This is a genomic window from Pseudarthrobacter sp. 05T312, from assembly GCF_056396685.1.
Window position 1 is genome coordinate 281,792 of the sequence record NZ_JBFTLY010000001.1, and the last position, 22,076, is coordinate 303,867.

Sequence of the window (22,076 nt, forward strand, 5' to 3'; positions counted from 1 at the left end):
CAATGACGCAAGGATTTCGCCAATGACGACGACAATGCAGGCAGCAGTAGTAACCGAATTCGGCACCGACCTCAAGGTCAAGGACATCGCCATTCCCCAGCCGGGGCCCGGACAGGCCCTGGTCAAGGTCCTGACCACCGGCGTCTGCCACACCGACCTCCACGCCGCGGAAGGCGACTGGCCGGTCAAACCATCCCCGCCGTTCGTGCCCGGTCATGAGGGCGTGGGTGAAGTGGTGGCCCTGGGCGACGGGGTCTCAGACCTCGCGATCGGTGACCTGGTGGGCAACGCCTGGCTGTGGTCAGCCTGCGGCGACTGCCAGTACTGCCGCACCGGGTGGGAAACACTCTGCGAGGCGCAGCAGAACGGCGGCTACAGCGTGGACGGCTCCTTCGGCGAATACATGCTGGTGGACACCCGGTTCGCGGCCCGCATACCGGCGGGATCCGACCCCGTCGAGGTGGCGCCGGTGCTGTGCGCCGGCGTCACCGTCTACAAGGGCCTGAAGATGACCGAGACCCGGCCCGGGCAGTGGGTCACCATTTCGGGTATCGGTGGCCTTGGGCATATTGCCGTGCAGTACGCCGTGGCCATGGGGCTTCGTGTCGCCGCCGTGGACATTGCCGACGACAAACTGGCCCTGGCCAAGGCCCACGGCGCCGAACTTACGGTCAACGCGCTGCACGAGGACCCGGCAGAAGTGATCCAGCGGGAAACAGGAGGCTGCCATGGAGTGCTGGTTACGGCGGTGCACCCGTCGGCGTTCGGCCAGGCCATTGGCATGGCCCGGCGCGGCGGAACCATCGTGTTCAACGGACTGCCCCCGGGGGACTTCCCTGCTCCGATCTTCGAGATTGTGCTCAAGGGCCTGACCGTCCGCGGTTCCATCGTGGGCACCCGGCAGGATCTTGAGGAGGCTCTGGACTTCTATGCCCGGGGAAAGATCCACCCCACGGTCTCCGTGCGGGAGTTGTCCGAGGTCAACGCAGTGTTCGATGAGATGAAGCACGCCAAGATCGACGGCCGCGTGGTGCTGAGGTTCTGATGCCCGCTGAAGCGTTGGCTGCCGCCGTGACGCTGCCCGGGGAAGACTTTTCCCGGGTGGCGCTCACGCCGGCTGCCGTGGACCTGCTCCGGATGCTGTGGGACAAGCATGGACCGCTCATGTTCCACCAGTCCGGCGGCTGCTGCGACGGGTCCTCACCCATGTGCTATCCGGCCGGGGACTTCATCACGGGTGATGCGGACGTGCTGCTGGGGCTGTTCGACCTGGCGGATGGGCTGCAGCCCCGGCCACTGGAATTCTGGATGTCCCGGGAGCAGTTCAGCTACTGGAGCCACACCCACCTGACCGTCGACGTCGTACCGGGCCGGGGCAGCGGCTTTTCCGTTGAAGCGCCTGAGGGTAAACGCTTCCTGATCCGGTCAACGCTGATGGACTGGCCGTCCTAGGAAGTTCGACCAATAACCCCTCGGGGCTCTCCAATCGGAGGGCCCCGAGGGCGTTCGCAGAAGAATGTTCGGCCATAAGGGCGTCTCACTATTCGGGACGATTGGGACCGTCCAGTGGATGGACAGTATCGTTGATAGGTCTGTTTCCCTCACAAACCAGGATTGTGACCCCCTAATGAACCTTCTGCGGACAAAATCCATCGAGCAGTCGATCGCCGACGCCGATGAACCCGGACGCAAGCTCAAGCGTTCCCTCAGCACCTGGGACCTCATGATCATGGGCGTCGCCGTTGCTGTCGGCGCCGGTATCTTCTCGGTCGGCGCCAAGGCCGCCGCCAACTTCGCAGGTCCCGCCGTGACGCTCTCCTTCGCCATCGCCGCGGTCACCTGTGCGCTGGCCATCATGTGCTACGCCGAATTCGCCACGGCCATCCCCGTGGCCGGCTCCGCCTACGTCTTCACCTACGCCACCATGGGCGAACTCCTTGCCTGGATCATCGGCTGGAACCTGATCCTCGAACTGTTCACGGCCGCTGCAGTGATCGCCAAATACTGGGGCATCTACCTCAGCAAGGTCTTTGCGCTCACCGGCCTGGACGTGCCGCCGGCCATCTCGCTGGGCGGCGTGGACCTCTACTGGGGCGCGTTCCTGATCGTGGCCATCTTCACGGTGCTGCTGGTGCTGGGCACCAAGCTCTCCGCCCGCGTGGGAAACATCTTCACCCTGATCAAGATCGCCGTGGTGCTGTTCGTGATCGTGGTGGGCTTCACCTACGTGAAGTTCGAAAACTACACGCCGTTCGTTCCGGCAGCTGAGCCCACGGCCGGCAATGGCGCCGCGGACGTCCTGAAGCAGTCCTTCTTCGGCTTCCTGACCGGCGCCGCCCCTGCCCAGTACGGCACCATGGGCATCTTCGCCGGTGCCGCCCTGGTGTTCTTCGCCTTCATCGGATTCGACGTGGTGGCCACGTCCGCCGAGGAAGTGAAGAACCCGCAGAAGACCCTGCCCCGCGGCATCTTCGGCGGCCTGGCTTTGGTGACGTTGCTCTACATCCTCGTGTCCCTGGCCCTGACCGGCATGGTGTCCTACACCCAGCTGGCTGAAGCCAAGAGCCCCACCCTCACCACCGCCTTCGAAGCCGTGGGCGACACCTCGGCCGCCAAAGTTATCGCCTTCGGTTCCCTGGTGGGCCTGACCACCGTGATCATGGTGCTCCTCATGGGCCTGTCCCGCGTGGTGCTGGCCATGAGCCGCGACGGACTGCTGCCCAGGGCGCTCTCCAAGACCAGTGACAAGCGTTCCACTCCGGTCCGCCTCCAGATCATATGCGGCGCAGCGGTTGCGCTGGTGGCCGGCCTGACCAATGTGGACCTGCTCGAGGAAATGATCAACATCGGCACCCTGTCGGCGTTTGTTGTGGTCAGCCTGGGCATCCTGGTGCTCCGCAAGAAGCGCCCGGACCTGAAGCCAGCGTTCCGTGTCCCGTTCGGCAAGGTGGTCCCCATCGTGTCTGCCGTGCTGTGCCTGTACCTGATGACCAACCTCGCCGTGGAAACCTGGATCTTCTTCGGTTTCTGGCTGGTGCTGGGCCTGGCCATCTACTTCGCCTACGGCCAGCGCCACTCGCGGCTCAACGAGCGCTTCGCGGAGGCGAACGCGTCGGTCAACGGCACCCCCGGTTCCGCTCCCGGCAAAGCCGTGGAGCCCGACGACGAGGATGAGCTGAGCCGGACCTGACGGCCGGCCGCACCAGCTGCTGAACTGCCCGCCCGGCCTTTGCCGGGCGGGCAGTTGCGTTTACGGACCTTCATCGTTTGCCACCCGGCGCGGCTGCTGCGGTGTTCCGGTTACGGCGCCGCGTACCGGCCCACCCATTCCACGAGCGGCCGCAGCTGCCGCCACCGTTCCGCGATCTGGTCCTTCGCGGCGGGCGTTGACACCCACTCCGGCTGGCCCACCTCGACACCCGCGGACAGCGATTTGTGCTTGAGCAGCTCGGCGCGGGGATGGTCTTTATCGAAACCGCGCGGGACGGTCTTCAGCTTCTCGCCCTCAATGGCAAAACCGGCACCTGCTACGGCTCCCACAATCTCCTGCAGGGCAGCGCCGCTGGCGGAAGCATCGGCGGCCGCGCGGAACCGTGCCAGCTGGGCGGGAGTATGGGAGTGGTAGCCGCCGCCGATCAACAGACCATCGGCGTTGACCTGGAGATAGAAACCCACGCCCTCCTGGCGCGCGGCGAAGGCTCCCTGGGCGGTCTTGTACGGTGACTTGTCCAGCGAAAAGCGGATGTCCCGGTTGGGGCGGAAGAGCTTGGCAGGTCCGAACTCGGGCTCCAGCTCGGAGAGCAGGAGGGTGAGCGGCTCCTTGACCGATGCGTCATACGTTGCCTTGTGTTCCAGCCACCAGTCGCGGTTGTTGTTGTCCTCCAGCTGCGCGTAGAAGCGGAAGGCTTCCGGGGGAATGCCTGCGAAAGTGTTCATGTACGGAGCCTAGGACCGCCGCGCGCAACCGGCCAGATCCCCGGTGCCATATGTGCACAATCCCCGGCGCCATCTGTGCACAACCGGGACCGGACAGCAGAACACCCCGCCACGTAGGTCCGTGGCGGGGTGTTCTTCAGTTCAGCCGGCGGGAAGCCTGGTCAGCCGATCTTGTTGGCGGACTCAGCATCCGAGGCGGGCGCTGACGGGGCAGCCACCGTGCCAAGGTTGGCGCGGAGCTTGGCGCCCAGCTCGGCGTCGACGTTGGTCCAGTACTGGATGGCACGTTCCTTGATGTCGGAGCGCTTCACGCCGCCCACGGCGCCAGTGATCGTCTCCAGGAAGCGGGCCTTTTCACCTTCGTTGTAGACCTCGCGGTACAGCGCGCCGGCCTGGACGAAGTCGCCGTCCTCGGCGTGGAGGGAGTGCGCGGCGAGGGTCAGCTCGCCGTCGTTCTCCCAGCCGCCCGCAGCGTTCTGCGGCTCAACGGCAGCCGGGCCGCCAAAGGTGTTGGGGGCGTAGACCGGAACCGAGGGGGCGTTGAACAGGAAGCGGCCCTGTCCGTCCTGGCTGTAGTTGTTGACCTGGTTCTTGGGCTGGTTCACCGGGATCTGGGCGTGGTTGGTGCCCACGCGGTAGCGGTGTGCGTCCGCGTAGGAGAAGATGCGGGCCTGCAGCATCTTGTCCGGGGAGGCGGCGATGCCGGGCACGAAGTTCGACGGCGCAAAGGTGGCCTGCTCGATCTGCGCGAAGTAGTTCTCCGGGTTCTTGTTCAGCTCCATGGTGCCCACCTTGATCAGCGGGTAGTCGCTGTGCGGCCACACCTTGGTCAGGTCGAACGGGTTGAAGCGGTAAGTCTTGGCGTCCTCGTACGGCATGACCTGGACGTGCAGGTCCCAGGACGGGAAGTTGCCGGCTTCGATGTTTTCGGACAGGTCGCGGATGTAGAAGTCCGCGTCCGAGCCGGCAAGCTGTTCGGCCTGCTCGGAGCTCATCGAGTTCACGCCCTGGTTGGACTTGAAGTGGTACTTGACCCAGAAGCGCTCGCCTTCGGCGTTGATCCACTGGTAGGTGTGCGAGCCGTAGCCCTGCATTTCGCGCCAGGAGGCGGGGAGGCCGCGGTCACCCATCAGCCAGGTGACCTGGTGGGCGGACTCGGGGGACAGGGTCCAGAAGTCCCACTGCATGTCGGCGTCGCGCAGGTGGGTGCCCGGCAGGCGCTTCTGGGAGTGGATGAAGTCCGGGAACTTGATGCCGTCGCGGATGAAGAAGACGGGGGTGTTGTTGCCCACGAGGTCGTAGTTGCCCTCCGTGGTGTAGAACTTCACGGCGAAACCGCGGGGGTCGCGCCAGGTGTCCGGGGAACCGTTCTCGCCGGCAACGGAGGAGAAGCGGATCAGCATTTCGGTCTCAACACCGGGCTGCAGGAACGCTGCCTTGGTGTACTTGGAAATGTCCTCGGTGGCCTTGAACGTGCCGAATGCGCCGCCGCCCTTGGCGTGCACTACGCGCTCCGGAACACGCTCACGGTTGAACTGGGCGAGCTTTTCCACCAGGTAGTGGTCAGTCAGGATGATGGCACCATCGGCACCAACTGACTTCGAGTGTGCGTCGGACGTAACCGGTGCACCTGACTGGGTTGTGGAAACGGCAGTCATTGTTCTCCTATTTCTCTTTTACTTGCGAGGGACTGTGGGGAGGAAGCTGTTGGGCCTGCTGGCATTCCTGGCAGATGCCCTGGTACATGACGTCGGCGATCTGGATGGTCATCGGCTTGGCGTCCGGGTTCCAGTGCGGCGTGAGGCAGGGGGCGTGGCCGACGGCGCAGTCCACGTCCTCCACGCGGCCGCAGCTGATGCAGATGGCGTGATGGTGGTTGTCGCCCACCCGCGTTTCATACAGTGCGGGGGAGTGCGGCGGCTCGAACCGGCGCAGCATGTGCAGGTCTGTCAGGTCGCCCAGGACCACGTAAACGGACTGGGCCGTGAGTTCGGGCAGTTCCGTGCGGGCGGCGGCGAGGATGCTTTCGGCAGGGGAATGGGGGTGGCGTTCGACGGCGGCGAGTACAGCGAGCCGCTGCTTGGTCACCCTGCGGCCGTGGGCGCGCAGGGCTGCAGCCCACGTGTCCTGGCCGTCAAAGTGCTCCGTCATGGCTCCATTGAAACACTTATTATTAATAACTCACAATAAGGCTCGGCTTACCTTTCCTCGCTGCCCGCTAGTGTTGCGGGGTGGGGAAAATACTTGCCGATGTCACGCCGCTCAAGGAAAGCCCCGCATTCCGCCGGCTGTGGCTGGGATCGGCGGTGTCCGCCGTCGGCAGCCAGCTGACCCTGGTGGCGGTGAGCCTGGAGGTGTACCGGCTGACCCAGGACAGCTTCTATGTGGGCCTGCTGGGGATCTTTGCCCTGGTGCCCCTGGTAATTGGCGGCCTGATGGGTGGGTCCATCGCGGACGCGCACGACCGTCGCCGCATCGCCCTGCTGGCCTCCACCATCCTCTGGCTGACCACTGGGCTGATCGCGCTGCAGGCCTGGGTCCAGTTGGGCAACGTGTGGGTGCTGTATCTTCTGGTGGCACTGCAAAGCGGTGCCCAGGCCATCAACCAGCCGGCCCGCAGTGCCATTATCCCCATGCTGATCCGGAAGGAACTCCTGCCCGCGGCCAACGCGCTGAGCATGCTGTCCCTGGGCCTTGCGATGACCGCCGGTCCACTGCTGGCCGGAGTCCTGGTGGCCTGGGTAGGGTTCGGCTGGACGTACACCATCGATTTTGCGAGCTTCGCGTTCGTCCTGTGGGCTGTGTACCGGCTGCCGCCGATGCCGCCGGCCGGCACCCGCAGCAAGGTGGGCATCCGTTCCGTGGTTGAAGGTTTCCGCTTCCTGGGAACGCGGCCCAACCTCCGGATGACCTTCATCATCGACCTCGTGGCCATGATCCTTGCCCAGCCGCGGGCCCTTCTTCCCGCCATTGCCGCCCTGATGATCGGCGGCGGTGAGGCCACCGTGGGCATCCTGCTGGCCTGCACCGCCGTCGGGGCCTTCCTGGCCGGCCTGTTCTCCGGGCCGCTGGGCAGCGTGCGCCGCCAGGGGACCGCCGTCGTGGTTTCCGTCATGGGCTGGGGTGCGTCCATTGGCGCGTTCGGCCTGGTGGTGCTCCTCGCGGGGCCGGCGCCGGATGGTGCGGTGACCCTGTGGCTGCTGCCTGCCGCCGCCTGCTGCGCGCTGGCCGGGATTGCCGACTCCATCAGCAGCGTCTTCCGCAACACCATCCTTCAGGCCGCCGCCCCGGACCACCTGCGCGGACGGCTGCAGGGCGTGTTCATTGTGGTGGTGGCCGGCGGGCCCCGGATCGGTGACCTGCTGGCCGGCGGCGCGACTAAGCTTTTGAGTGAGGGCTGGGTCCTGCTGGTTGGCGGTGCGCTGTGCATCGCGGGGGCATGGCTGGCGGCGAAACTGCAGCCCGGTTTCCGGAAGTACGATGCCCGGAACCCGGTGCCCTAGCAAGCCGTTCCTTAAGCAAGGAGGAAACGTGCACAACCATCACAACGGCCTGAAGACCGCGGCACTGTTCGGCGTGCTGTGGGCGGTGCTGCTGGGCCTGGGCGGACTGATCGGTGTGGGGACCCGCAGTTCCGCGCCCATCTGGATCATGGCGCTGGTCGGCGTCGGCACCACGTTCTACGGGTATTGGAACAGCGACAAGATTGCCATCCGCTCCATGCAGGCCTTCCCGGTGACCGAAGCCCAGGCGCCGCAGCTGTACCAGATTGTCCGCGAGCTCTCCACGCGTGCCAACCAGCCCATGCCGCGGATCTACGTCTCGCCCACCATGAACCCCAACGCCTTCGCCACCGGCCGCAACCCGCAAAATGCCGCCGTCTGCTGCACCGAGGGCATCCTTCAGCTCCTCGATGCCCGCGAACTCCGCGGCGTCCTGGGCCACGAGCTGATGCACGTGTACAACCGCGACATCCTCACCTCATCCGTGGCCGCCGCCGTCGCCGGCGTGATCACTTCGGTGGGGCAGATGCTGCTGTTCTTCGGCGGCGGCGACCGGCGCAACGCCAACCCGCTGGCCATGATCGCCATGGCTTTGCTGGCGCCCTTCGCGGCGTCGCTGATCCAGATGGCCATCTCCCGCACCAGGGAGTACGACGCCGACGAGGACGGTTCGCAGCTCACGGGGGATCCGCTGGCACTCGCCTCAGCCCTGGCCAAGATCGAGCGCGGCGTCAGCATTGCCCCGCTGCCGCAGGACCAGCGGCTGGTCAACGCCTCCCACCTGATGATCGCCAACCCGTTCCGCGGCGGTGCCATTAACAAGCTGTTCGCCACCCACCCGCCCATGCGGGACCGGATCGCCCGGCTGGAACGGATGGCGGGCCGGCAGCCGTAGCCGGGACCCCGCCGTCGGACAGTCCGTCCGGCGGCACGCACCTGCCCTGCCGACGCGCATCTTCACCCGTGACGCGCAAAAAGGCTGGCGCACCCCGAAGTCGAGGTGCGCCAGCCTTCATGCGTGTCGTCCAGCTTTATGCGCGTCGAGAACGACGGCGGGGGAGGACTAGCTGCGGAAGTTCACAAACTGCAGGTCCGCTTCCTCGAAGTCCTTCAGTAGGGCCATGGTGGCCTGCAGGTCGTCGCGGGACTTGGAGGACACGCGCAGTTCGTCGCCCTGGATCTGCGACTTGACCGACTTGGGTCCTTCGTCGCGGATGAGCTTGTTGATCTTCTTGGCCAGGTCCTGGGCAATGCCTTCCTTGATGGAGGCTTCCAAGCGGTACTCCTTGCCCGAGGCGTAGGGTTCCCCCTCGTCCAGCGACTTCAGCGAGATGCCACGCTTGATCAGCTTGGACTGGAAAACATCCAGGACGGCCTTGACGCGCTCTTCCGAGTTGGCCTTCATGAGGATCTTCTCGCCGCTGAAGTCGATTTCCGCGCCAACGCCCTTGAAGTCATAGCGCTGGGCGATTTCCTTCTGGGACTGGTTGAGCGCGTTGGCCACTTCCTGCTTGTCCACTTTGCTTACGACGTCGAACGTTGACTCGCCTGCCATGACTCTCCTTTGTTGATGGGAGCCCCGTGCGGATACAGGGCGTGGATCACTGGCATCCAGCCTAATACGGATGCCAGGGCCGGTGGGGGCGGCCCATTCACAGTTCCCTCTCAGCGGACGCACCGGGGGAACGAAGGAGGGGTGGCGAGAGTTGGAGCAGATGGACCGCAGTTGAAGGGAACACCATGCACCGCAAAGCCGCCCGTTACGTTACCCGCACTACGACAGCAGCAGGGGTGGTGGCAACGGCGGCGTCATCGGTGGCCGCCGCTGCCGTGGCGGCCTCGATTGTCTTCAGCCCTGTGGCCGACGCCTCGTCCCGGATGGATGGCGTGCGTGCAGACCTGCAGCGTGCCGTGCAGCTGAACCAGATCACCGAGGAGCAGGCCCTGAGCTTCGAAGCCAAGCTGGCGGGACGGATCCTGGGGGAGGCCTGAGAGCCGAAATTCCGCGCCGTTCTGCTGGTTTTGTGGCCGTGGCGCCCCCGATTCGATTCTTCGCCGGAAGTTCTGTAAAGTTGTCTTGCCCGCGGTTACTGAAGCGGAAAGGACCGGAAACGTTCCTTCCGAACACTGCATCGGCGGGTACTTCTTTTGAAGTTCGGCAGATTACCCGAGCGGCCAAAGGGGGCTGACTGTAAATCAGCTGGCAACGCCTACGGGGGTTCGAATCCCTCATCTGCCACCCAAGGAAAAGCCTCCGGAACCACCAGGTTCCGGAGGCTTTTTCGTTGCCGCATCGGACGCCCCATCACTTCCCGCCCCAACTCCGGGAACGCCCCATCACTTCCTGCAGGGAATCTGCCAACCCGCCATCACTCCGGCGTGGCCCGCTGACCGCGGTGCACTTTGGCCGCGGCAGGACGCCGTCGTGCTTCCCTTAGGTGGTGGGGCGCTGGTGGGAAAGCGGCCAAAGGTGACGGGGCGTTTAGAGGGACGCCAAGCAGGCTCTATCCGCCGTCGACACCATGGTGGTGCGGGCGTAATCTGGCAGCATCGGCGCATGTGCCCCGATGCCCTGCGTCGATATTCCCATCGATGAAGGAGGATTCAGTGAGTGCCGTACGTGAATTCATGACCACTGATGCGCGATGTATCAGGGAAAACGAGTCCCTTGTGGACGCGGCCCGCATGATGATGGACCTCGACTGCGGGGCGCTCCCCATCTGCGGTGACGACGGCAAGTTGAAGGGCATGATCACCGACCGCGACATTGTGCTCAAATGCGTCGCCGCCGGCCGCGACCCCGGACAGATGATGGCCCGCGACCTGGCCTCCGGCAAGCCGTACTGCGTTGATGCCGATGCCAACATCGATGAGGCCATCGGCATGATGGAGGAGCACCGGATCCGCAGGCTCCCGGTGATCTCGGACCATAAACTGGTGGGCATCATCAGCCAGGGCGATATTGCCCGCAACTACTCCGAACAGCGCGTGGGCGAACTGGTCGAACACATCTCAGAACGCCATACCGTGTAGCGCATCATGCCCTTGTCCGCGGATCCGGGCCTTGAAGGTTCGGATCCGCGGACACGCCGTGGAATTCCTGGGCAGCAGCGCCGCGTCAGCTGTCAGTTCAGCGCGATCAGGAGCATCGTGCTGGTTCCCGGAATGCAGGTCTGCAGGATAGCCCGGGGGAAGCCGCCGAAGACCGCGATGACGTCATTGGTGGTTCCGGGATTCGGGACCGTGCCTCGCCCGGTCACCGTGTACGTTCCATAACCCGGGATGCTCACCGTCTCACCCACGCCGATGCCCGAGAACCTTGCCCACCCACCGCAGAAATCGTGCTCGGTGATGAACAGCGAGAAGCCGTCATTGGGTGTGTAGTGGATCGGTCCGATGCACGCGTCCACCATGGACTGGCCGCCCGAACCCGCCACATAGATGGTCCGGACGGCAGGAGCAGCCGGCACGACGGCGGGAGCCGGGGCGGGTGCCGGGGCAGCCGCCGGTGCCGCGGCGGCGGGGGCGGCCGCGGGAGCCGGAGCAGGTGCGGGCTCGGCGACGGCGACGGGCGGGCCTGTCAACAGAAGCGTCCCGCCCGGGTAGATGATGCTGTAGGCGCTCAGCCCGTTGGCGGCCAGCATCGCGTTCATGTCCACGCCATGGGCGGCTGCGATCGCTCCCACGGTGTCTCCCGGGACCACCGTGTACAGGTTGGGGTCGCCGGCAGGTGCGGGGGCGGGTGCCGGCTCAGGTGCCGGAGCCGGCGCGGGAGCAGGCTCCACTGGTGGCGCGGGGGGCGCCTCCGGCTGTGCCGCGGCGGCGGGCACTGCTGCAGCAGCAGGCCCGGCCGCGTCACCTGGCTCGGCTGCGGCGCTGGGCGGTGGCGGTGGCGGTGCGGCCGCCTCCGTCACCTGGGTCGCCACCATTGCGCTCCCGTCAAGGGACGCCGGTGGTGCTGCAAGTGCGCCGACGCCTACCGCGGCCACCACCGCGGCGGTGGCCATGCCGGCCCATAGTTTGTTGCTGATGACCGGGCGGGCGGTGGTGAGGTCGGTCCGCGGTTCGTCGGTGGCGAAGCTTCTGCTCGCGCCGTCGGGGGAGGGGATTGTTGGCTGTTTCATGGGTTGCCCATCAGGTTTCGGTCCAAGCCGTGGAGGTGCGGTGCACGCCAGGGCGCCGGACGGATCGAGATGCCATTGCGCCGCCGGCCCCGGCAGCGAGCCGGAGCCAATGGCGGCGCAGTATGGAGTCATCCGCATACCCAGAAAATGCGGAGCTCCGCGTGAAGGCAGGAACGTCCGGAAGCCACCCGGTGGACCTGCCCGTGCATGTTTGGTCCTAGGAATCCCGAGTCTAGGAAGCATGCCGGGGCCGGGCACCAGTAGGGATTACCCGACTTTCAGGGCCCGCTACTCGCCCGGAGCGGGACTGCTACTCGACGCCGGTTGCCTGGATACTTGCCGCTACAGCGGCCGGCGTTCCCGCAGTTCCGCGATCTCGCGCCGCAGCAGGGCGATCTCCTTGACCAGTTCGGCCACTTCAATCCGTACCGGTTCCTCTACAGCCTCCGCCACTGATTCGGCCGTGTCCTCCACCCGCTGGACCAGCCATGACGCGATGGACGCCGTCACCACACCGAGGACCGCGATGCCGCTCATCATGAGGGCTGCGGCCACCAGCCGGCCGATGGTCGTGACAGGGTACATGTCCCCGTAACCCACGGTGGTGATGGTGGCGGTGGCCCACCACAGGGCGTCGCCGAACGTGGTGATCCTGGCGCCGGGCGCCCACTGCTCCACGTCCAAGGCTGCCAAGGCCCCCACGAACACCAGCAAAGCCGCGGATGCCGCCACATACGTCACTACCCGGCCGCGCAGCGTCTCGCCCACGGTCCGGTGCAGCACTGACAGCAAGGTCACCAGGCGCAGCAGGCGGAGGGGCCGGAAGAACGGCAGCGCAACAATCACCAGTTCGTGCAGGTTCCTCACGAACCACTGCCGGCGGTTTTCCGCCAGGCACAGGTTCGCCACGTAGTCCAGGACGAAGACGCACCACGTCACCCACATCACGCCCTCGAGCCACTCGGCTCCGGCCCCCTCGATCCGGCCGATGACCTGCCAGGCGTACGCGGCCAGGAACACCAGCGCGGTCGCCATGAGGGGCCACTCCGCCAGGGCCCGGTAGCGCATGCACGAAATCCTACGGCGGATGGGCCGGCGAAGGCCCTGCCGGAAAATGTTACCCGCGGGTAACATTGGGGCATGCACCTGCTCCTGAGAACCCTCCTCCTGCTCTTCCGCTCCGGCCGCCGTCCGCAGTCAGGGGTGTGGGACCCGGTGTCCCTGTCCTTGCGCGTCCTGCCGACCGACATTGACATTGCCATGCACGTCAACAACGGCATGTACCTGTCCCTGATGGACCTGGGCCGGTTCGACCTCATGGTGCGCAGTGGTGTCTGGAAGCGGATGCGCCGCCGCGGCTGGAGCCCGGTGGTGTCGGCGGAAACCATCTCCTTCCGCAAGTCGCTGCAGCTGTGGCAGGAGTACGCCATCGAGACCCGCATCATCGGGCTGGACACCAAGGCGATCTTCTTCGAGCAGCGGATGGTGGCCGACGGCGAAATCTACGCCCGTGCCTACATCGCCACCCGGCTGGTCACCAAGGGTGGTCCGGTCGGCCAGGACGACATCCTCGCGGAGTTCGGCACCCCGCCGGAGGACCTGGTCCTCCCCGAATGGATCCACGCATGGCGCTCCTCCAGTGCCCTCCCCGGCAGCCGCACACCGGCCCCGCACCTCTGGGATGCCACCGCCTGACGCCGCCGGCCGCCGTCGTCCCTCCCGGTATTCCCAATGACGCGGGGAGCGAACAACCGCGACAGTCCCGGGCCGGGCGCGTACCGTGGACACATGGCTACCCTTGACATCACAGGTGAACAGTTCGCATCGACGATTGAAGGAAACGACATTGTCCTGGTCGATTTCTGGGCAGAATGGTGCGGTCCCTGCAAGCAGTTCGGGCCCACCTACTCCACCGTCTCCGAGAAGCACCCGGACGTCCTCTTCACCAAGGTGGACACCGAAGCGGAGCAGCAGCTCGCGGCGGAGGCCAACATCACTTCCATCCCCACACTGATGGCCTTCCGCGAAAAGGTGCTGGTGTTTTCCCAGCCGGGCGCGCTGAACGCCCAGCAGCTGGAACAGGTGGTGGACGCCGTGAAGGCACTTGACATGGAAGAAGTCCACGCCCATGTGGCCAAGCAGCGCGAGGAAGCGGCAGCCGCAGCGGCCAAGCCTGCCGGCCAGGGCGGACCGCAGGATGGCACGCAGATCCCCGATTTCTAAGACCCGGTTAAAAGCAGGATGCGGGACCTCCCTCCGGAGGTCCCGCATCCTGCTTTTTGACGGCTGCGCTAGACGCGTTCCACCTTGACCGGTTCGGCCAGCAGCGCGCTCAGCGATTCGTTCAGGTCCTGCACGGCGATGCCCTTGGAGTGCCTGTCGAGGTCTTCCTGGGAGGCCCACTGCTCCGTCAGGACCAGCTTCTCCTCGGTGGCTTCGGTCAGTTCGTACTGGATGCAGCCTGGCTCCTTCACCACCTCGTCGATGGCGATTTCCAGGGCCAGCTTGACGCGGTGGAACTCGCCGTCGTTGGGGATGAACGTTGCTATCAGGTCAATGGGTGCACTCATGGATTTCACAATACCGGGCGCCCGGGAATGAACCGGCAGTGTTGCGGTGCCGGCATGCTTCTCCTGCCGGGATCCTGTTGGTAGCGTGCCATCATGCGTGCTTATACAGCCGGGGACACTGACGTCCCGCTCCTGGAGGAAACCATTGGCGCGAACTTTGAGCGCGTCGCCGCACAGTTTCCGCTCCACGATGCCCTCATCGAGGCCGCACCTGTGCCGGGCGCTGACGCCCGCCGCTGGAGCTATACCAAGATGAACGACGACGTCGACCGGCTGGCCCGCGCGCTCCTCGCCCTGGGTGTCGCCAAGGGGGAGAGGGTAGGCATCTGGAGCCCCAACTGCGCCGAATGGACGCTGCTGCAGTACGCCACCGCCAAGATCGGCGCCATCCTGGTCAACGTCAACCCGGCCTACCGCAGCCATGAACTTGAATTCGTGGTCAAACAGAACGGCATGCGCATGCTGGTCACGGCGCCGTCGGACGCCAACAGCGATTACGTGGCCATGGGCCGCCAGGCCCTCCTCACCTGCCCGGACCTGCAGGAGCTCGTCTTCCTTCCGGACCACGGCCTGGACGCTCTGAAAGCCGGCAGCCCCGAAGGCGACGCGGAGCTGACCTATGCTGAGCTGCTCAAGCGCGCTGACGCCGTCGGGCACGCCGTCCTGAAGGCCCGCATGGCCGAACTCAGCCCGCACGATCCCATCAACCTGCAGTACACCTCCGGCACCACCGGCTTCCCCAAGGGCGCCACGCTGACCCACCACAACATCCTGAACAACGGCTTCGCGATCGGCGAGCTGCTGGGCTACACGGAGCATGACCGGGTGGTCATTCCGGTGCCCTTCTACCACTGCTTCGGGATGGTGATCGGCAACCTGAACGCGCTCAGCCATGGCGCCGCGACCATCATCCCGGGGCGTGGCTTCTCGCCCGCCGCCGCCCTGGAAGCGGTCCAGGACTTCCACGGCACCTCCCTGTACGGCGTGCCCACCATGTTCATCGCCGAGCTCGCGCTGCCCGATTTCGATTCGTACGATCTCTCGACGCTCCGCACCGGCGTCATGGCGGGTTCGCTGTGTCCCATCGAGGTGATGAACCGGGTCATTGCGGAGATGAACATGGTGGACGTGGCCATCTGCTACGGCATGACCGAGACCTCGCCGGTGTCCACCATGACGCGCAAAGGGGACACGATGCAGCAGCGGACCGAGACGGTAGGCCGCACCATGCCGCAGCTGGAGAGCAAGATTGTGGATCCTGCCACCGGGGAAGACCTGGAACGCGGGCAGATCGGCGAACTCTGCACCCGCGGCTACGCCGTCATGGCCGGATACTGGAACCAGCCGGACAAGACCGCCGAGGCCATCGACGCGGAGGGCTGGATGCACACCGGGGACCTGGCCCGCATGGACGACGACGGCTATGTGGTGGTGGAAGGCCGGATCAAGGACATGGTGATCCGGGGTGGCGAGAACATCTACCCCCGCGAGATCGAGGAATTCCTCTACACCCACCCGGACATCCAGGACGTCCAGGTCATCGGGGTCCCGGACACCCGGTACGGCGAGGAGCTGATGGCGTGCATCATCCTCAAGCCGGGTGCCGGGCCCCTCGACGCCGGGGCCATCGCAGAGTTCTGCCGCGGGCGGTTGGCGCACTACAAGATCCCGCGCTACGTGGAGGTCCGCGAAGACTTCCCCATGACGGTCTCGGGGAAGATCCGCAAAGTCCAGATGCGCGAGGAAGCGGTGGTCCGGCTGGGCCTCTAGGAGCTCCGGCGGCGGCCCGCGCCGGCCCGAACGGCCACTACTGCGGCGATGGCCACCGCTGCCAGCGCTGCCACGGCCAGTGCTGCCCTGCCTTCCCAACCCGCCGGCGAGAGTGTGCGGGTGCTGCCCGCGCCAGTGACCTCGTTGGCAGGGATGTTCCACTCCTCCCGGGAGGGAAAGATTCCGGGTGGGAGCTGCACCTCACGCAGGTCCCGCCGGGCGGCGAGCCGCTCGCGGACCTCCGGATTCGGGGCCGGTTCCAGGTTGTCCGCGGCGACGGCCGTGGGGTAGTCGATGATGTACGGCTCACCGTAAAACGCCGACGACGCCACGGACTCCACCCAGGTCGCGGGGGGTGCCGCAACTCCCCGCGCGGCGAAGGCTGCGAGCAGCATGTCCCGGATTTCCTCCAGGCTCCTGCCTCCGGCGTCGCGTGACACGTCGAAGATGGCCAGCTGCAGCTTCAGCTTCTGCTCTGCGTCCGGGTCCTGGTCGTCCGGATCCAGGACGGCGGGATCCTGGGATGTCCCGGGCACGTCCTCGGAGTTGGGGTTGTTGCTGCCTGTTGCGGAGCTCATGGGATCCTTTCGGTCGACGTTGCCTGCCAGCCTGGTGCCGTCCAGCCGGACGGGTGTGGCACCCTATACGGGCTCCGTACCCTCTGGCGCGGAGATCAAGCGGTTCCAGGCGGCCGGAAGTGCCGTGCAGGTCAGTGCCCCCGGTGGTCCTGGATGGTCATCCGCGGGCCAAAGGTGGGCTTGCGGAAGCCGGTGGCCTGGATCATCCGGACCACGCGCTGCCGGTGCCCCCGCCAGGGCTCCAGCAGGCGGAGCATCCCGGCGTCGTCGGTCCTGCGTCCGGTGAGGGCCGCCCCCACGTAGGCCGCCAGGTGGTAGTCGCCCACCGAGATCGAGTCCGGACAGCCATGGGTGCGCTGGACCACCTCGGCGGCAGTCCACACCCCAATCCCCGGAATGACCTGCATCTTTTCCCCGGCCTCCAGCGCAGGCAGCGCCGCGAGGCGTTCAAGCGCGACGGCGGAGCGCAGCGCACGCATGACAGTCGCCGAACGCTGGGGACCCACGCCTGCCTTGTGCCACTCCCAGCTCGGAACCTGCAGCCACTGCGCCGCCGTCGGCGCCACCACCAGGCCGGCCGGCGTAGACACACCGGCCCGCGGTGCCGGGGTTCCGTAGCGGTGCACCAGGTAGCGGTAGCCGCGCCGCGCCTCGATGACCGTTACTTTTTGTTCGAGGATGATCGGCACCAGCTGGTCCACCATCCGCCCGCTTGACGGCAGCCGAACTGCAAGGGCGCGGCGGCGGGCCTCCCGCACCGTGCGCGGCAGGGTCGAGTGGAAGGCCGGTTCGTCGAAACCCTGCCAGTCGTCGTCGGCACCCAGCAGCCGGGGCGCGGCCTTCACGGCCGCGGCGGCGCCGGGCCCCCATGCCTGGATGTCCACCAGCGGGGCGCCCGCTTCGCCGCCGCCTGCGGGGGCGAGCCGCATGGTGGCCGGGCCCTCCGGCGTCGTAAACGCGTTCCAGATGACGTCCCCCTGGACGCAGAAGGACGGATCGCTGTTGCCGCGCAGGAGCGGGCCGAGGGTCCGGGAAAGGCTGTAAGGACCATCCGGATACCACCGCAGGGACACGTCCGCCTCGGCGGCCAGCCGGGGAGGTGCCTCTGCGATCGTCATGCCTTCCATCGTCCCACGGACCGCCGACAGTGGCGGGACCATCGGCCCTTCTGCGCTTCCCGGCACCGGAATAGGATCACCGCGTGCGGCACCCGGGCAGCCGGGCATCCGGCGCACCAGGCACCCAACCAACAGGGAAGCACAGGAACACGGAAGGCAACCATGGGCGGAGTAGTGCATTTCGAGATTCCCGCGGACGACCAGAAGCGGGCCAGGAAGTTCTACCAGGAGGCCTTGGGCTGGCGGATCGAACCGGTGCCGGGCATGGATTACAGCATGGTCATCACCACGGACATGGACGACGACGGCCCGCCGGCGGCCGCGGGCGCCATCAACGGCGGGATGATGGCCAGGGAAGGGCAGATCACCGCCCCGGTCATCACCGTAGACGTGCCGGACATTGACGCCACGCTCAAGAGCGTGGAGGCGTTGGGCGGCTCGGTGGTCATGCCAAAGAACGAGATCCCCGGCATGGGCTTCACGGCCTACTTCAAGGATCCCGAGGGCAACGTGATGGGCCTCTGGGAGAACCTTCCCGGAGGCGAGGGTGGCGGCCAGGCCGCCGGAAGCTGATCCCGGGCAGCTGATTCCGCCGGCTCAGGGCATCCCGGACACGGCCCACAGAGCCAGGACGGCCAGCGGCACGGTCAGCACCACCGCCACAAGGCCCGCGGCGGCGAAACCGCCCCATTTGATGGGGACATTCAGTACCCGGAGCCGCTCATGCCACAGCAGCGTGGCCAGCGAAGCCCACGGCGTCACCAGCGGTCCCAAGTTCACCCCGATCAGCAGGGCGGCGAGCCTGGCAGGCGAGCCTGCCACCGGTTCCAGGGCCAGATAGGCGGGAAGGTTGTTCGCCAGGTTGGCCGCCCCGGCGCCCAGCCCGGCCAGCTGCAGGAGGGCGGGCAGGCTGTCCCCGGTCCCGGCCACACCCGCCAGCAGGGTGGTGAGGCCGTGCGCGTGCAGGGCCTCCATCAGCATGAACAGCCCTACCGTCAGCATCAGCGGCCGCCACGGGACCATGGACCACCGCAGGGCCGAGGGGTGGCGCCGGAGGAAGACCGCCACCAGGACGGCGGCGGCCGCGAGTGCCGGGTACTGGACCGGCAGTCCGGACACCAGCGCGGGCAGCAGGACCACCAGCGTGATCCCAGCGGCTTTCAGCAGGGTCCGGTCGCGGACAGGACGGGCAGGCTGGGGCCCGTAAGTTCCGCGCAGGTCCCGCCGGAACGCCAGCCACAGCAGGCCGAGCGGGACCAGCAGGCCAACCAGGGCCGGAGCCCACACCAGCCCGGCGAAGCGCCACGGGCTCAGTCCCAGCCGGTCCTGCGCCAGCAGGTTGGTCAGGTTGGACACCGGCAGCAGCAGGGAAGCGGTATTGGCCAGCCAGATGCTGGTCAGCGCGAACGGCAGCGGCGGGATCCGCGCATGGACGGCCAGCAGGACCACCACGGGCGTCACCAGCACGGCGGTCGTATCCAGGGACAGGAACACCGTGGACACCGTGGCCACCGCCACCACCAGGAGCCACAGCAGGAAGACCCGGCCCCGGCCCAGTGCGGCCAGGCGGTCGGTCACCACCCGGAACAGCCCTGCCTCGTCCACCAGTTCGGTGACCAGGGACATGGCCAGCACGAAGGCCAGGATGGGAATGGTCCGGGTGGCCAGGTCCCCGAACGCGGGCAGGGGGAGTACGCCAAATGCCAGGGTGGCCAGGCCGGCGGCCAGGGTTGCGCCGGGCAGCAGGTAGCTGCGGACGGCTTTCAGCCATGCGAACTGCTTCACCGGGCTATCCTCCCATCCGAGGCAGGGATCGGCGTGCAGGAAGCGGTAGCTTTGTACCTATGAAGTACGCCCAGTCCATCCTGGACCTCATCGGCAATACCCCGCTCATCAAACTCAACCACGTGACCGAAGGCATCAAGGCCACCGTCCTGGTCAAACTGGAGTACCTGAACCCCGGAGGGTCCATCAAGGACCGCATCGCGGCGCAGATGATCGAGGACGCCGAACGCGAGGGCAAGCTGAAGCCCGGCGGCACCATCGTGGAGCCCACGTCAGGCAACACCGGGGTTGGCCTGGCGCTCGTGGCGCAGCAAAAGGGCTACAAGTGCGTCTTCGTGGTCCCGGACAAGGTGGGCGAGGACAAGCGTGCCGTGCTGCAGGCCTATGGCGCCGAAGTGGTGGTCACGCCCACCTCCGTTCCGCCGGACAGCCCGCAAAGCTACTACGGCGTCTCGGACCGGATCACCCGCGAGACCCCGGGTGCCTTCAAGCCGGACCAGTTCTCCAACCCTGCCGCGCCCGGCAGCCACTACAAGACCACCGGCCCGGAGATCTGGCGCGACACCGACGGCAAGGTCACCCACTGCGTCATCGGCGCCGGCACCGGCGGCACCATCACCGGCACCGGCCGCTACCTCAAGGAGGTTTCGGCTGACAGGCCGGAGTCCGACGGCGGGGTGGTCCGGATCATCGGCGCGGACCCGGAAGGCTCGGTCTACTCAGGCGGCACCGGGCGCCCGTACTTCGTGGAGGGCGTCGGGGAGGACATGTGGCCGGCGAACTACGACAAGACCATTCCGGACGACGTCATCGCCGTCTCCGATGCAGACTCCTTTGCCATGACCCGGCGCCTGGCGCGGGAGGAGGGCCTGCTGGTGGGCGGTTCCTCCGGCATGGCCGTAGTAGCCGCACTGCAGGCGGCCAAGGACCTGCCGGAAAGCGCCGTCGTCGTGGTCATCCTGCCCGACTCCGGCCGCGGCTACCTGGCCAAAATCTTCAACGACCAGTGGATGCGCTCCTATGGGTTCCTCTCCGGCGGCGAGGAAACCTCCGTGGGGGAAGTCATCAAATCCAAGAACGGCGAGCTGCCGGACCTGGTGCACATCCACCCCAACGAGTCGGTGCGCGACGTCATCAACATCATGAACGAGTTCGGCGTCAGCCACATCCCGGTCCTCTCACAGGAACCACCAGTGGTCATGGGCGAGGTCCTGGGCGCCGTGGACGAGCGCACCCTGACCGCCAAACTGTTCCGCGGCGAAGCCAAGCTGACGGACAAGATCTCCGAACACATGGGGCCCAAGCTTCCCGTGATCGGCTCACTGGAAACCATCTCCGCGGCCAGGGAACTGCTCTCCGACGCGGACACCCTGATGGTCACGTTCGTGGGCGCGCCCGTGGGCATCCTCACCCGGCACGACCTGCTGGCCTACCTCAGCAACTAATATCCGGTGGTTGGGCTTGCCGAAACCCCGGTTTCGACAAGCCCACCCACCCTTTGGAAGGAGCATCATGACTGTCTCTGGAAACCAAGGTTTCAACACCCGCGCCGTCCACGCCGGCCAGGCCTTCGAACCGCGCACCGGCGCCGTGGTCCCGCCGCTGCACTTCAGCTCCACCTACGCCCAGGACGGCATCGGCGGCCTGCGCAGCGGCTACGAGTACGGCCGCGGCGGCAACCCCACCCGGGACGCGCTCCAGGAACAGCTGGCGGCGCTGGAACTGGGCACCCATGCCTACAGCTTCAGCTCCGGGCTCGCCGCGGAGGACGCCCTTATCCGCGCGCTCACCCGCCCCGGCGACCACATCGTCCTGGGCAACGATGCCTACGGCGGCACCTACCGGCTGATCAGCCGGGTGCTGGGGGACTGGGGGATCGGCAACACCCCCGTGGACATGGCCAACCTGGACCGGGTCCGCCATGCGGTGGCTGCGCACAAGACCCGGTTCGTCTGGGTGGAAACGCCGTCCAACCCGCTGATGAAGATCACCGACATCGTGGCGCTCGCCGACATTGCGCACGACGCCGGGGCCCTCTTGGTGGTCGACAACACCTTCGCGTCCCCCTACCTCCAGAACCCGCTCGCCCTGGGTGCCGACGTAGTGGTCCACTCCACCACCAAGTACATCGGCGGCCACTCCGACGTGGTGGGCGGCGCCGTCGTGGTCAAGGACGCGGAACTGGCGGAGAAGATCGGTTTCGTGCAGTTCGCTGTCGGAGCCGTGTCCGGACCCATGGATGCCTTCCTGACCACCCGCGGCCTGAAGACCCTGGGCGTCCGGATGGACCGGCACAGCGAAAACGGCCAGGCCGTGGCCGAGTGGCTGCTGGAGCGCCCCGAGGTTGAGGCCGTCCTGTACCCGGGCCTGCCGGACCACCCGGGCCACGAGCTCGCCAAAAAGCAGATGCGCAAGTTCGGCGGCATGGTCTCCGTCCAGTTCAAAGGCGGTGAAGCCGCTGCCCGCAAGGTGGCCGAGTCCACCTCCGTGTTCACCCTGGCGGAGTCCCTCGGCGGCATCGAGTCACTGATGAACTACCCGTCCGAGATGACCCACGCCTCGGTCAAGGGCACGGAACTGGCCGTCCCCGTGAACCTGCTGCGCCTTTCCTGCGGCATCGAGGACAAGGAAGACCTGATCGCGGACCTGGACCAGGCCTTCTCGAATATCCCGTAACGATACACAGACCTAT

The 22,076-nt window shown here is 66.5% G+C and carries 23 protein-coding genes and 1 tRNA gene; 14 read left to right on the forward strand and 10 right to left on the reverse strand.

What is annotated here, in order from left to right:
• Positions 1-22: 22 nt before the first annotated feature.
• From adhP to AC1DIP_RS01425, 3 genes are all read left to right on the forward strand, one after another.
• Entirely contained in the window at positions 23-1,045 is a 1,023-nt protein-coding gene (adhP, locus tag AC1DIP_RS01415) for an alcohol dehydrogenase AdhP (RefSeq protein ID WP_477732585.1), read from the forward strand.
• Complete coding sequence (locus AC1DIP_RS01420; protein ID WP_476206571.1) at positions 1,045-1,452, forward strand: DUF779 domain-containing protein; 408 nt, start codon at positions 1,045-1,047, stop codon at positions 1,450-1,452. The genes adhP and AC1DIP_RS01420 overlap by 1 nt, the downstream gene beginning before the upstream one ends.
• Before the next feature lie 175 nt (positions 1,453-1,627).
• Positions 1,628-3,190 carry an amino acid permease gene (locus AC1DIP_RS01425; RefSeq protein ID WP_476206569.1) on the forward strand — a complete coding sequence of 521 codons (1,563 nt, stop codon included), beginning with the start codon at positions 1,628-1,630 and terminating at the stop codon, positions 3,188-3,190.
• Between the two features lie 110 nt (positions 3,191-3,300).
• Here AC1DIP_RS01425 and AC1DIP_RS01430 read toward each other — a convergent pair whose 3' ends face one another.
• The 3 genes from AC1DIP_RS01430 to AC1DIP_RS01440 all read right to left on the reverse strand — a co-directional run bounded on the left by AC1DIP_RS01430 (position 3,301) and on the right by AC1DIP_RS01440 (position 6,087).
• Positions 3,301-3,936: a DUF2461 domain-containing protein gene (locus tag AC1DIP_RS01430; RefSeq protein ID WP_477732586.1), complete on the reverse strand. Its 636-nt coding sequence runs from the start codon at positions 3,934-3,936 to the stop codon at positions 3,301-3,303.
• Between the two features lie 161 nt (positions 3,937-4,097).
• Positions 4,098-5,594, reverse strand: coding sequence for a catalase (locus tag AC1DIP_RS01435; protein ID WP_476206565.1), 1,497 nt, complete (start codon positions 5,592-5,594; stop codon positions 4,098-4,100).
• A 7-nt stretch (positions 5,595-5,601) separates the two neighbouring features.
• A complete protein-coding gene (locus AC1DIP_RS01440) occupies positions 5,602-6,087 on the reverse strand; it encodes a transcriptional repressor (RefSeq protein ID WP_476206563.1) in 486 nt (161 codons plus the stop codon).
• Positions 6,088-6,167: 80 nt separating this feature from the next.
• Here AC1DIP_RS01440 and AC1DIP_RS01445 point away from each other — a divergent pair, with 80 nt between their 5' ends.
• Positions 6,168-7,439, forward strand: a complete 1,272-nt coding sequence (locus tag AC1DIP_RS01445) for an MFS transporter (protein ID WP_477732587.1) — start codon at positions 6,168-6,170, stop codon at positions 7,437-7,439.
• A 28-nt stretch (positions 7,440-7,467) separates the two neighbouring features.
• A complete protein-coding gene (htpX, locus tag AC1DIP_RS01450) occupies positions 7,468-8,334 on the forward strand; it encodes a zinc metalloprotease HtpX (RefSeq protein ID WP_477732588.1) in 867 nt (288 codons plus the stop codon).
• 168 nt (positions 8,335-8,502) lie between these two features.
• Here htpX and AC1DIP_RS01455 read toward each other — a convergent pair whose 3' ends face one another.
• Positions 8,503-8,994, reverse strand: a complete 492-nt coding sequence (locus AC1DIP_RS01455) for a YajQ family cyclic di-GMP-binding protein (RefSeq protein WP_141159686.1) — start codon at positions 8,992-8,994, stop codon at positions 8,503-8,505.
• Positions 8,995-9,179: 185 nt separating this feature from the next.
• Between AC1DIP_RS01455 and AC1DIP_RS01460 the strand changes: the two genes are divergently transcribed.
• The 3 genes from AC1DIP_RS01460 to AC1DIP_RS01470 all read left to right on the forward strand — a co-directional run bounded on the left by AC1DIP_RS01460 (position 9,180) and on the right by AC1DIP_RS01470 (position 10,472).
• On the forward strand, positions 9,180-9,431 hold the full coding sequence (locus tag AC1DIP_RS01460; RefSeq protein WP_477732589.1) for a hypothetical protein: 252 nt from the start codon (positions 9,180-9,182) through the stop codon (positions 9,429-9,431).
• Between the two features lie 165 nt (positions 9,432-9,596).
• Positions 9,597-9,678, forward strand: a tRNA-Tyr gene (locus AC1DIP_RS01465).
• 368 nt (positions 9,679-10,046) lie between these two features.
• Positions 10,047-10,472, forward strand: coding sequence for a CBS domain-containing protein (locus tag AC1DIP_RS01470; protein WP_387557796.1), 426 nt, complete (start codon positions 10,047-10,049; stop codon positions 10,470-10,472).
• 92 nt (positions 10,473-10,564) lie between these two features.
• On the opposite strand, the gene AC1DIP_RS01475 is transcribed toward AC1DIP_RS01470, so the two are convergent.
• Both AC1DIP_RS01475 and AC1DIP_RS01480 read right to left on the reverse strand, forming a co-directional pair.
• On the reverse strand, positions 10,565-11,563 hold the full coding sequence (locus tag AC1DIP_RS01475; RefSeq protein WP_477732590.1) for a LysM peptidoglycan-binding domain-containing protein: 999 nt from the start codon (positions 11,561-11,563) through the stop codon (positions 10,565-10,567).
• A gap of 342 nt (positions 11,564-11,905) precedes the next feature.
• Entirely contained in the window at positions 11,906-12,640 is a 735-nt protein-coding gene (locus AC1DIP_RS01480) for a potassium channel family protein (protein ID WP_477732939.1), read from the reverse strand.
• Positions 12,641-12,703: 63 nt separating this feature from the next.
• Between AC1DIP_RS01480 and AC1DIP_RS01485 the strand changes: the two genes are divergently transcribed.
• Together AC1DIP_RS01485 and AC1DIP_RS01490 are read left to right on the forward strand one after the other, a co-directional pair.
• The gene (locus tag AC1DIP_RS01485; protein WP_477732591.1) at positions 12,704-13,258 is read left to right on the forward strand and encodes an acyl-CoA thioesterase; all 555 of its coding nucleotides are present in this window, start codon (positions 12,704-12,706) and stop codon (positions 13,256-13,258) included.
• Between the two features lie 93 nt (positions 13,259-13,351).
• Positions 13,352-13,786, forward strand: coding sequence for a thioredoxin domain-containing protein (locus AC1DIP_RS01490; RefSeq protein WP_476206550.1), 435 nt, complete (start codon positions 13,352-13,354; stop codon positions 13,784-13,786).
• Positions 13,787-13,854: 68 nt separating this feature from the next.
• Here AC1DIP_RS01490 and AC1DIP_RS01495 read toward each other — a convergent pair whose 3' ends face one another.
• The gene (locus AC1DIP_RS01495) at positions 13,855-14,133 is read right to left on the reverse strand and encodes a putative quinol monooxygenase (protein ID WP_141182166.1); all 279 of its coding nucleotides are present in this window, start codon (positions 14,131-14,133) and stop codon (positions 13,855-13,857) included.
• A gap of 93 nt (positions 14,134-14,226) precedes the next feature.
• Between AC1DIP_RS01495 and AC1DIP_RS01500 the strand changes: the two genes are divergently transcribed.
• Positions 14,227-15,903 carry an AMP-binding protein gene (locus AC1DIP_RS01500; protein WP_477732592.1) on the forward strand — a complete coding sequence of 559 codons (1,677 nt, stop codon included), beginning with the start codon at positions 14,227-14,229 and terminating at the stop codon, positions 15,901-15,903.
• On the opposite strand, the gene AC1DIP_RS01505 is transcribed toward AC1DIP_RS01500, so the two are convergent.
• Positions 15,900-16,481 carry a hypothetical protein gene (locus AC1DIP_RS01505; protein WP_477732593.1) on the reverse strand — a complete coding sequence of 194 codons (582 nt, stop codon included), beginning with the start codon at positions 16,479-16,481 and terminating at the stop codon, positions 15,900-15,902. The two genes, AC1DIP_RS01500 and AC1DIP_RS01505, sit on opposite strands and share 4 nt — an antisense overlap.
• 131 nt (positions 16,482-16,612) lie before the next feature.
• Positions 16,613-17,599, reverse strand: coding sequence for a DNA-3-methyladenine glycosylase family protein (locus AC1DIP_RS01510; protein ID WP_477732594.1), 987 nt, complete (start codon positions 17,597-17,599; stop codon positions 16,613-16,615).
• 162 nt (positions 17,600-17,761) lie between these two features.
• Here AC1DIP_RS01510 and AC1DIP_RS01515 point away from each other — a divergent pair, with 162 nt between their 5' ends.
• Complete coding sequence (locus AC1DIP_RS01515) at positions 17,762-18,172, forward strand: VOC family protein (protein ID WP_477732595.1); 411 nt, start codon at positions 17,762-17,764, stop codon at positions 18,170-18,172.
• A gap of 24 nt (positions 18,173-18,196) precedes the next feature.
• On the opposite strand, the gene AC1DIP_RS01520 is transcribed toward AC1DIP_RS01515, so the two are convergent.
• A complete protein-coding gene (locus AC1DIP_RS01520; RefSeq protein ID WP_477732596.1) occupies positions 18,197-19,384 on the reverse strand; it encodes an SLC13 family permease in 1,188 nt (395 codons plus the stop codon).
• 59 nt (positions 19,385-19,443) lie between these two features.
• Here AC1DIP_RS01520 and AC1DIP_RS01525 point away from each other — a divergent pair, with 59 nt between their 5' ends.
• Together AC1DIP_RS01525 and AC1DIP_RS01530 are read left to right on the forward strand one after the other, a co-directional pair.
• Positions 19,444-20,829, forward strand: coding sequence for a cystathionine beta-synthase (locus tag AC1DIP_RS01525; protein ID WP_477732597.1), 1,386 nt, complete (start codon positions 19,444-19,446; stop codon positions 20,827-20,829).
• A 67-nt stretch (positions 20,830-20,896) separates the two neighbouring features.
• Positions 20,897-22,060 carry a cystathionine gamma-synthase gene (locus AC1DIP_RS01530; RefSeq protein ID WP_477732598.1) on the forward strand — a complete coding sequence of 388 codons (1,164 nt, stop codon included), beginning with the start codon at positions 20,897-20,899 and terminating at the stop codon, positions 22,058-22,060.
• Positions 22,061-22,076 lie beyond the last annotated feature (16 nt).

What these genes read in the sequence shown, in the direction of transcription:
- adhP (WP_477732585.1), top strand. Translation starts at nt 23, where the DNA reads ATGACGACGACAATGCAGGCAGCAGTAGTAACCGAATTCGGCACCGAC.
- AC1DIP_RS01420 (WP_476206571.1), top strand. Translation starts at nt 1,045, where the DNA reads ATGCCCGCTGAAGCGTTGGCTGCCGCCGTGACGCTGCCCGGGGAAGAC.
- AC1DIP_RS01425 (WP_476206569.1), top strand. Translation starts at nt 1,628, where the DNA reads ATGAACCTTCTGCGGACAAAATCCATCGAGCAGTCGATCGCCGACGCC.
- AC1DIP_RS01430 (WP_477732586.1), bottom strand. Translation starts at nt 3,936, where the DNA reads ATGAACACTTTCGCAGGCATTCCCCCGGAAGCCTTCCGCTTCTACGCG.
- AC1DIP_RS01435 (WP_476206565.1), bottom strand. Translation starts at nt 5,594, where the DNA reads ATGACTGCCGTTTCCACAACCCAGTCAGGTGCACCGGTTACGTCCGAC.
- AC1DIP_RS01440 (WP_476206563.1), bottom strand. Translation starts at nt 6,087, where the DNA reads ATGACGGAGCACTTTGACGGCCAGGACACGTGGGCTGCAGCCCTGCGC.
- AC1DIP_RS01455 (WP_141159686.1), bottom strand. Translation starts at nt 8,994, where the DNA reads ATGGCAGGCGAGTCAACGTTCGACGTCGTAAGCAAAGTGGACAAGCAG.
- AC1DIP_RS01460 (WP_477732589.1), top strand. Translation starts at nt 9,180, where the DNA reads ATGCACCGCAAAGCCGCCCGTTACGTTACCCGCACTACGACAGCAGCA.
- AC1DIP_RS01475 (WP_477732590.1), bottom strand. Translation starts at nt 11,563, where the DNA reads ATGAAACAGCCAACAATCCCCTCCCCCGACGGCGCGAGCAGAAGCTTC.
- AC1DIP_RS01485 (WP_477732591.1), top strand. Translation starts at nt 12,704, where the DNA reads ATGCACCTGCTCCTGAGAACCCTCCTCCTGCTCTTCCGCTCCGGCCGC.
- AC1DIP_RS01490 (WP_476206550.1), top strand. Translation starts at nt 13,352, where the DNA reads ATGGCTACCCTTGACATCACAGGTGAACAGTTCGCATCGACGATTGAA.
- AC1DIP_RS01495 (WP_141182166.1), bottom strand. Translation starts at nt 14,133, where the DNA reads ATGAGTGCACCCATTGACCTGATAGCAACGTTCATCCCCAACGACGGC.
- AC1DIP_RS01500 (WP_477732592.1), top strand. Translation starts at nt 14,227, where the DNA reads ATGCGTGCTTATACAGCCGGGGACACTGACGTCCCGCTCCTGGAGGAA.
- AC1DIP_RS01505 (WP_477732593.1), bottom strand. Translation starts at nt 16,481, where the DNA reads ATGAGCTCCGCAACAGGCAGCAACAACCCCAACTCCGAGGACGTGCCC.
- AC1DIP_RS01510 (WP_477732594.1), bottom strand. Translation starts at nt 17,599, where the DNA reads ATGACGATCGCAGAGGCACCTCCCCGGCTGGCCGCCGAGGCGGACGTG.
- AC1DIP_RS01515 (WP_477732595.1), top strand. Translation starts at nt 17,762, where the DNA reads ATGGGCGGAGTAGTGCATTTCGAGATTCCCGCGGACGACCAGAAGCGG.
- AC1DIP_RS01525 (WP_477732597.1), top strand. Translation starts at nt 19,444, where the DNA reads ATGAAGTACGCCCAGTCCATCCTGGACCTCATCGGCAATACCCCGCTC.
- AC1DIP_RS01530 (WP_477732598.1), top strand. Translation starts at nt 20,897, where the DNA reads ATGACTGTCTCTGGAAACCAAGGTTTCAACACCCGCGCCGTCCACGCC.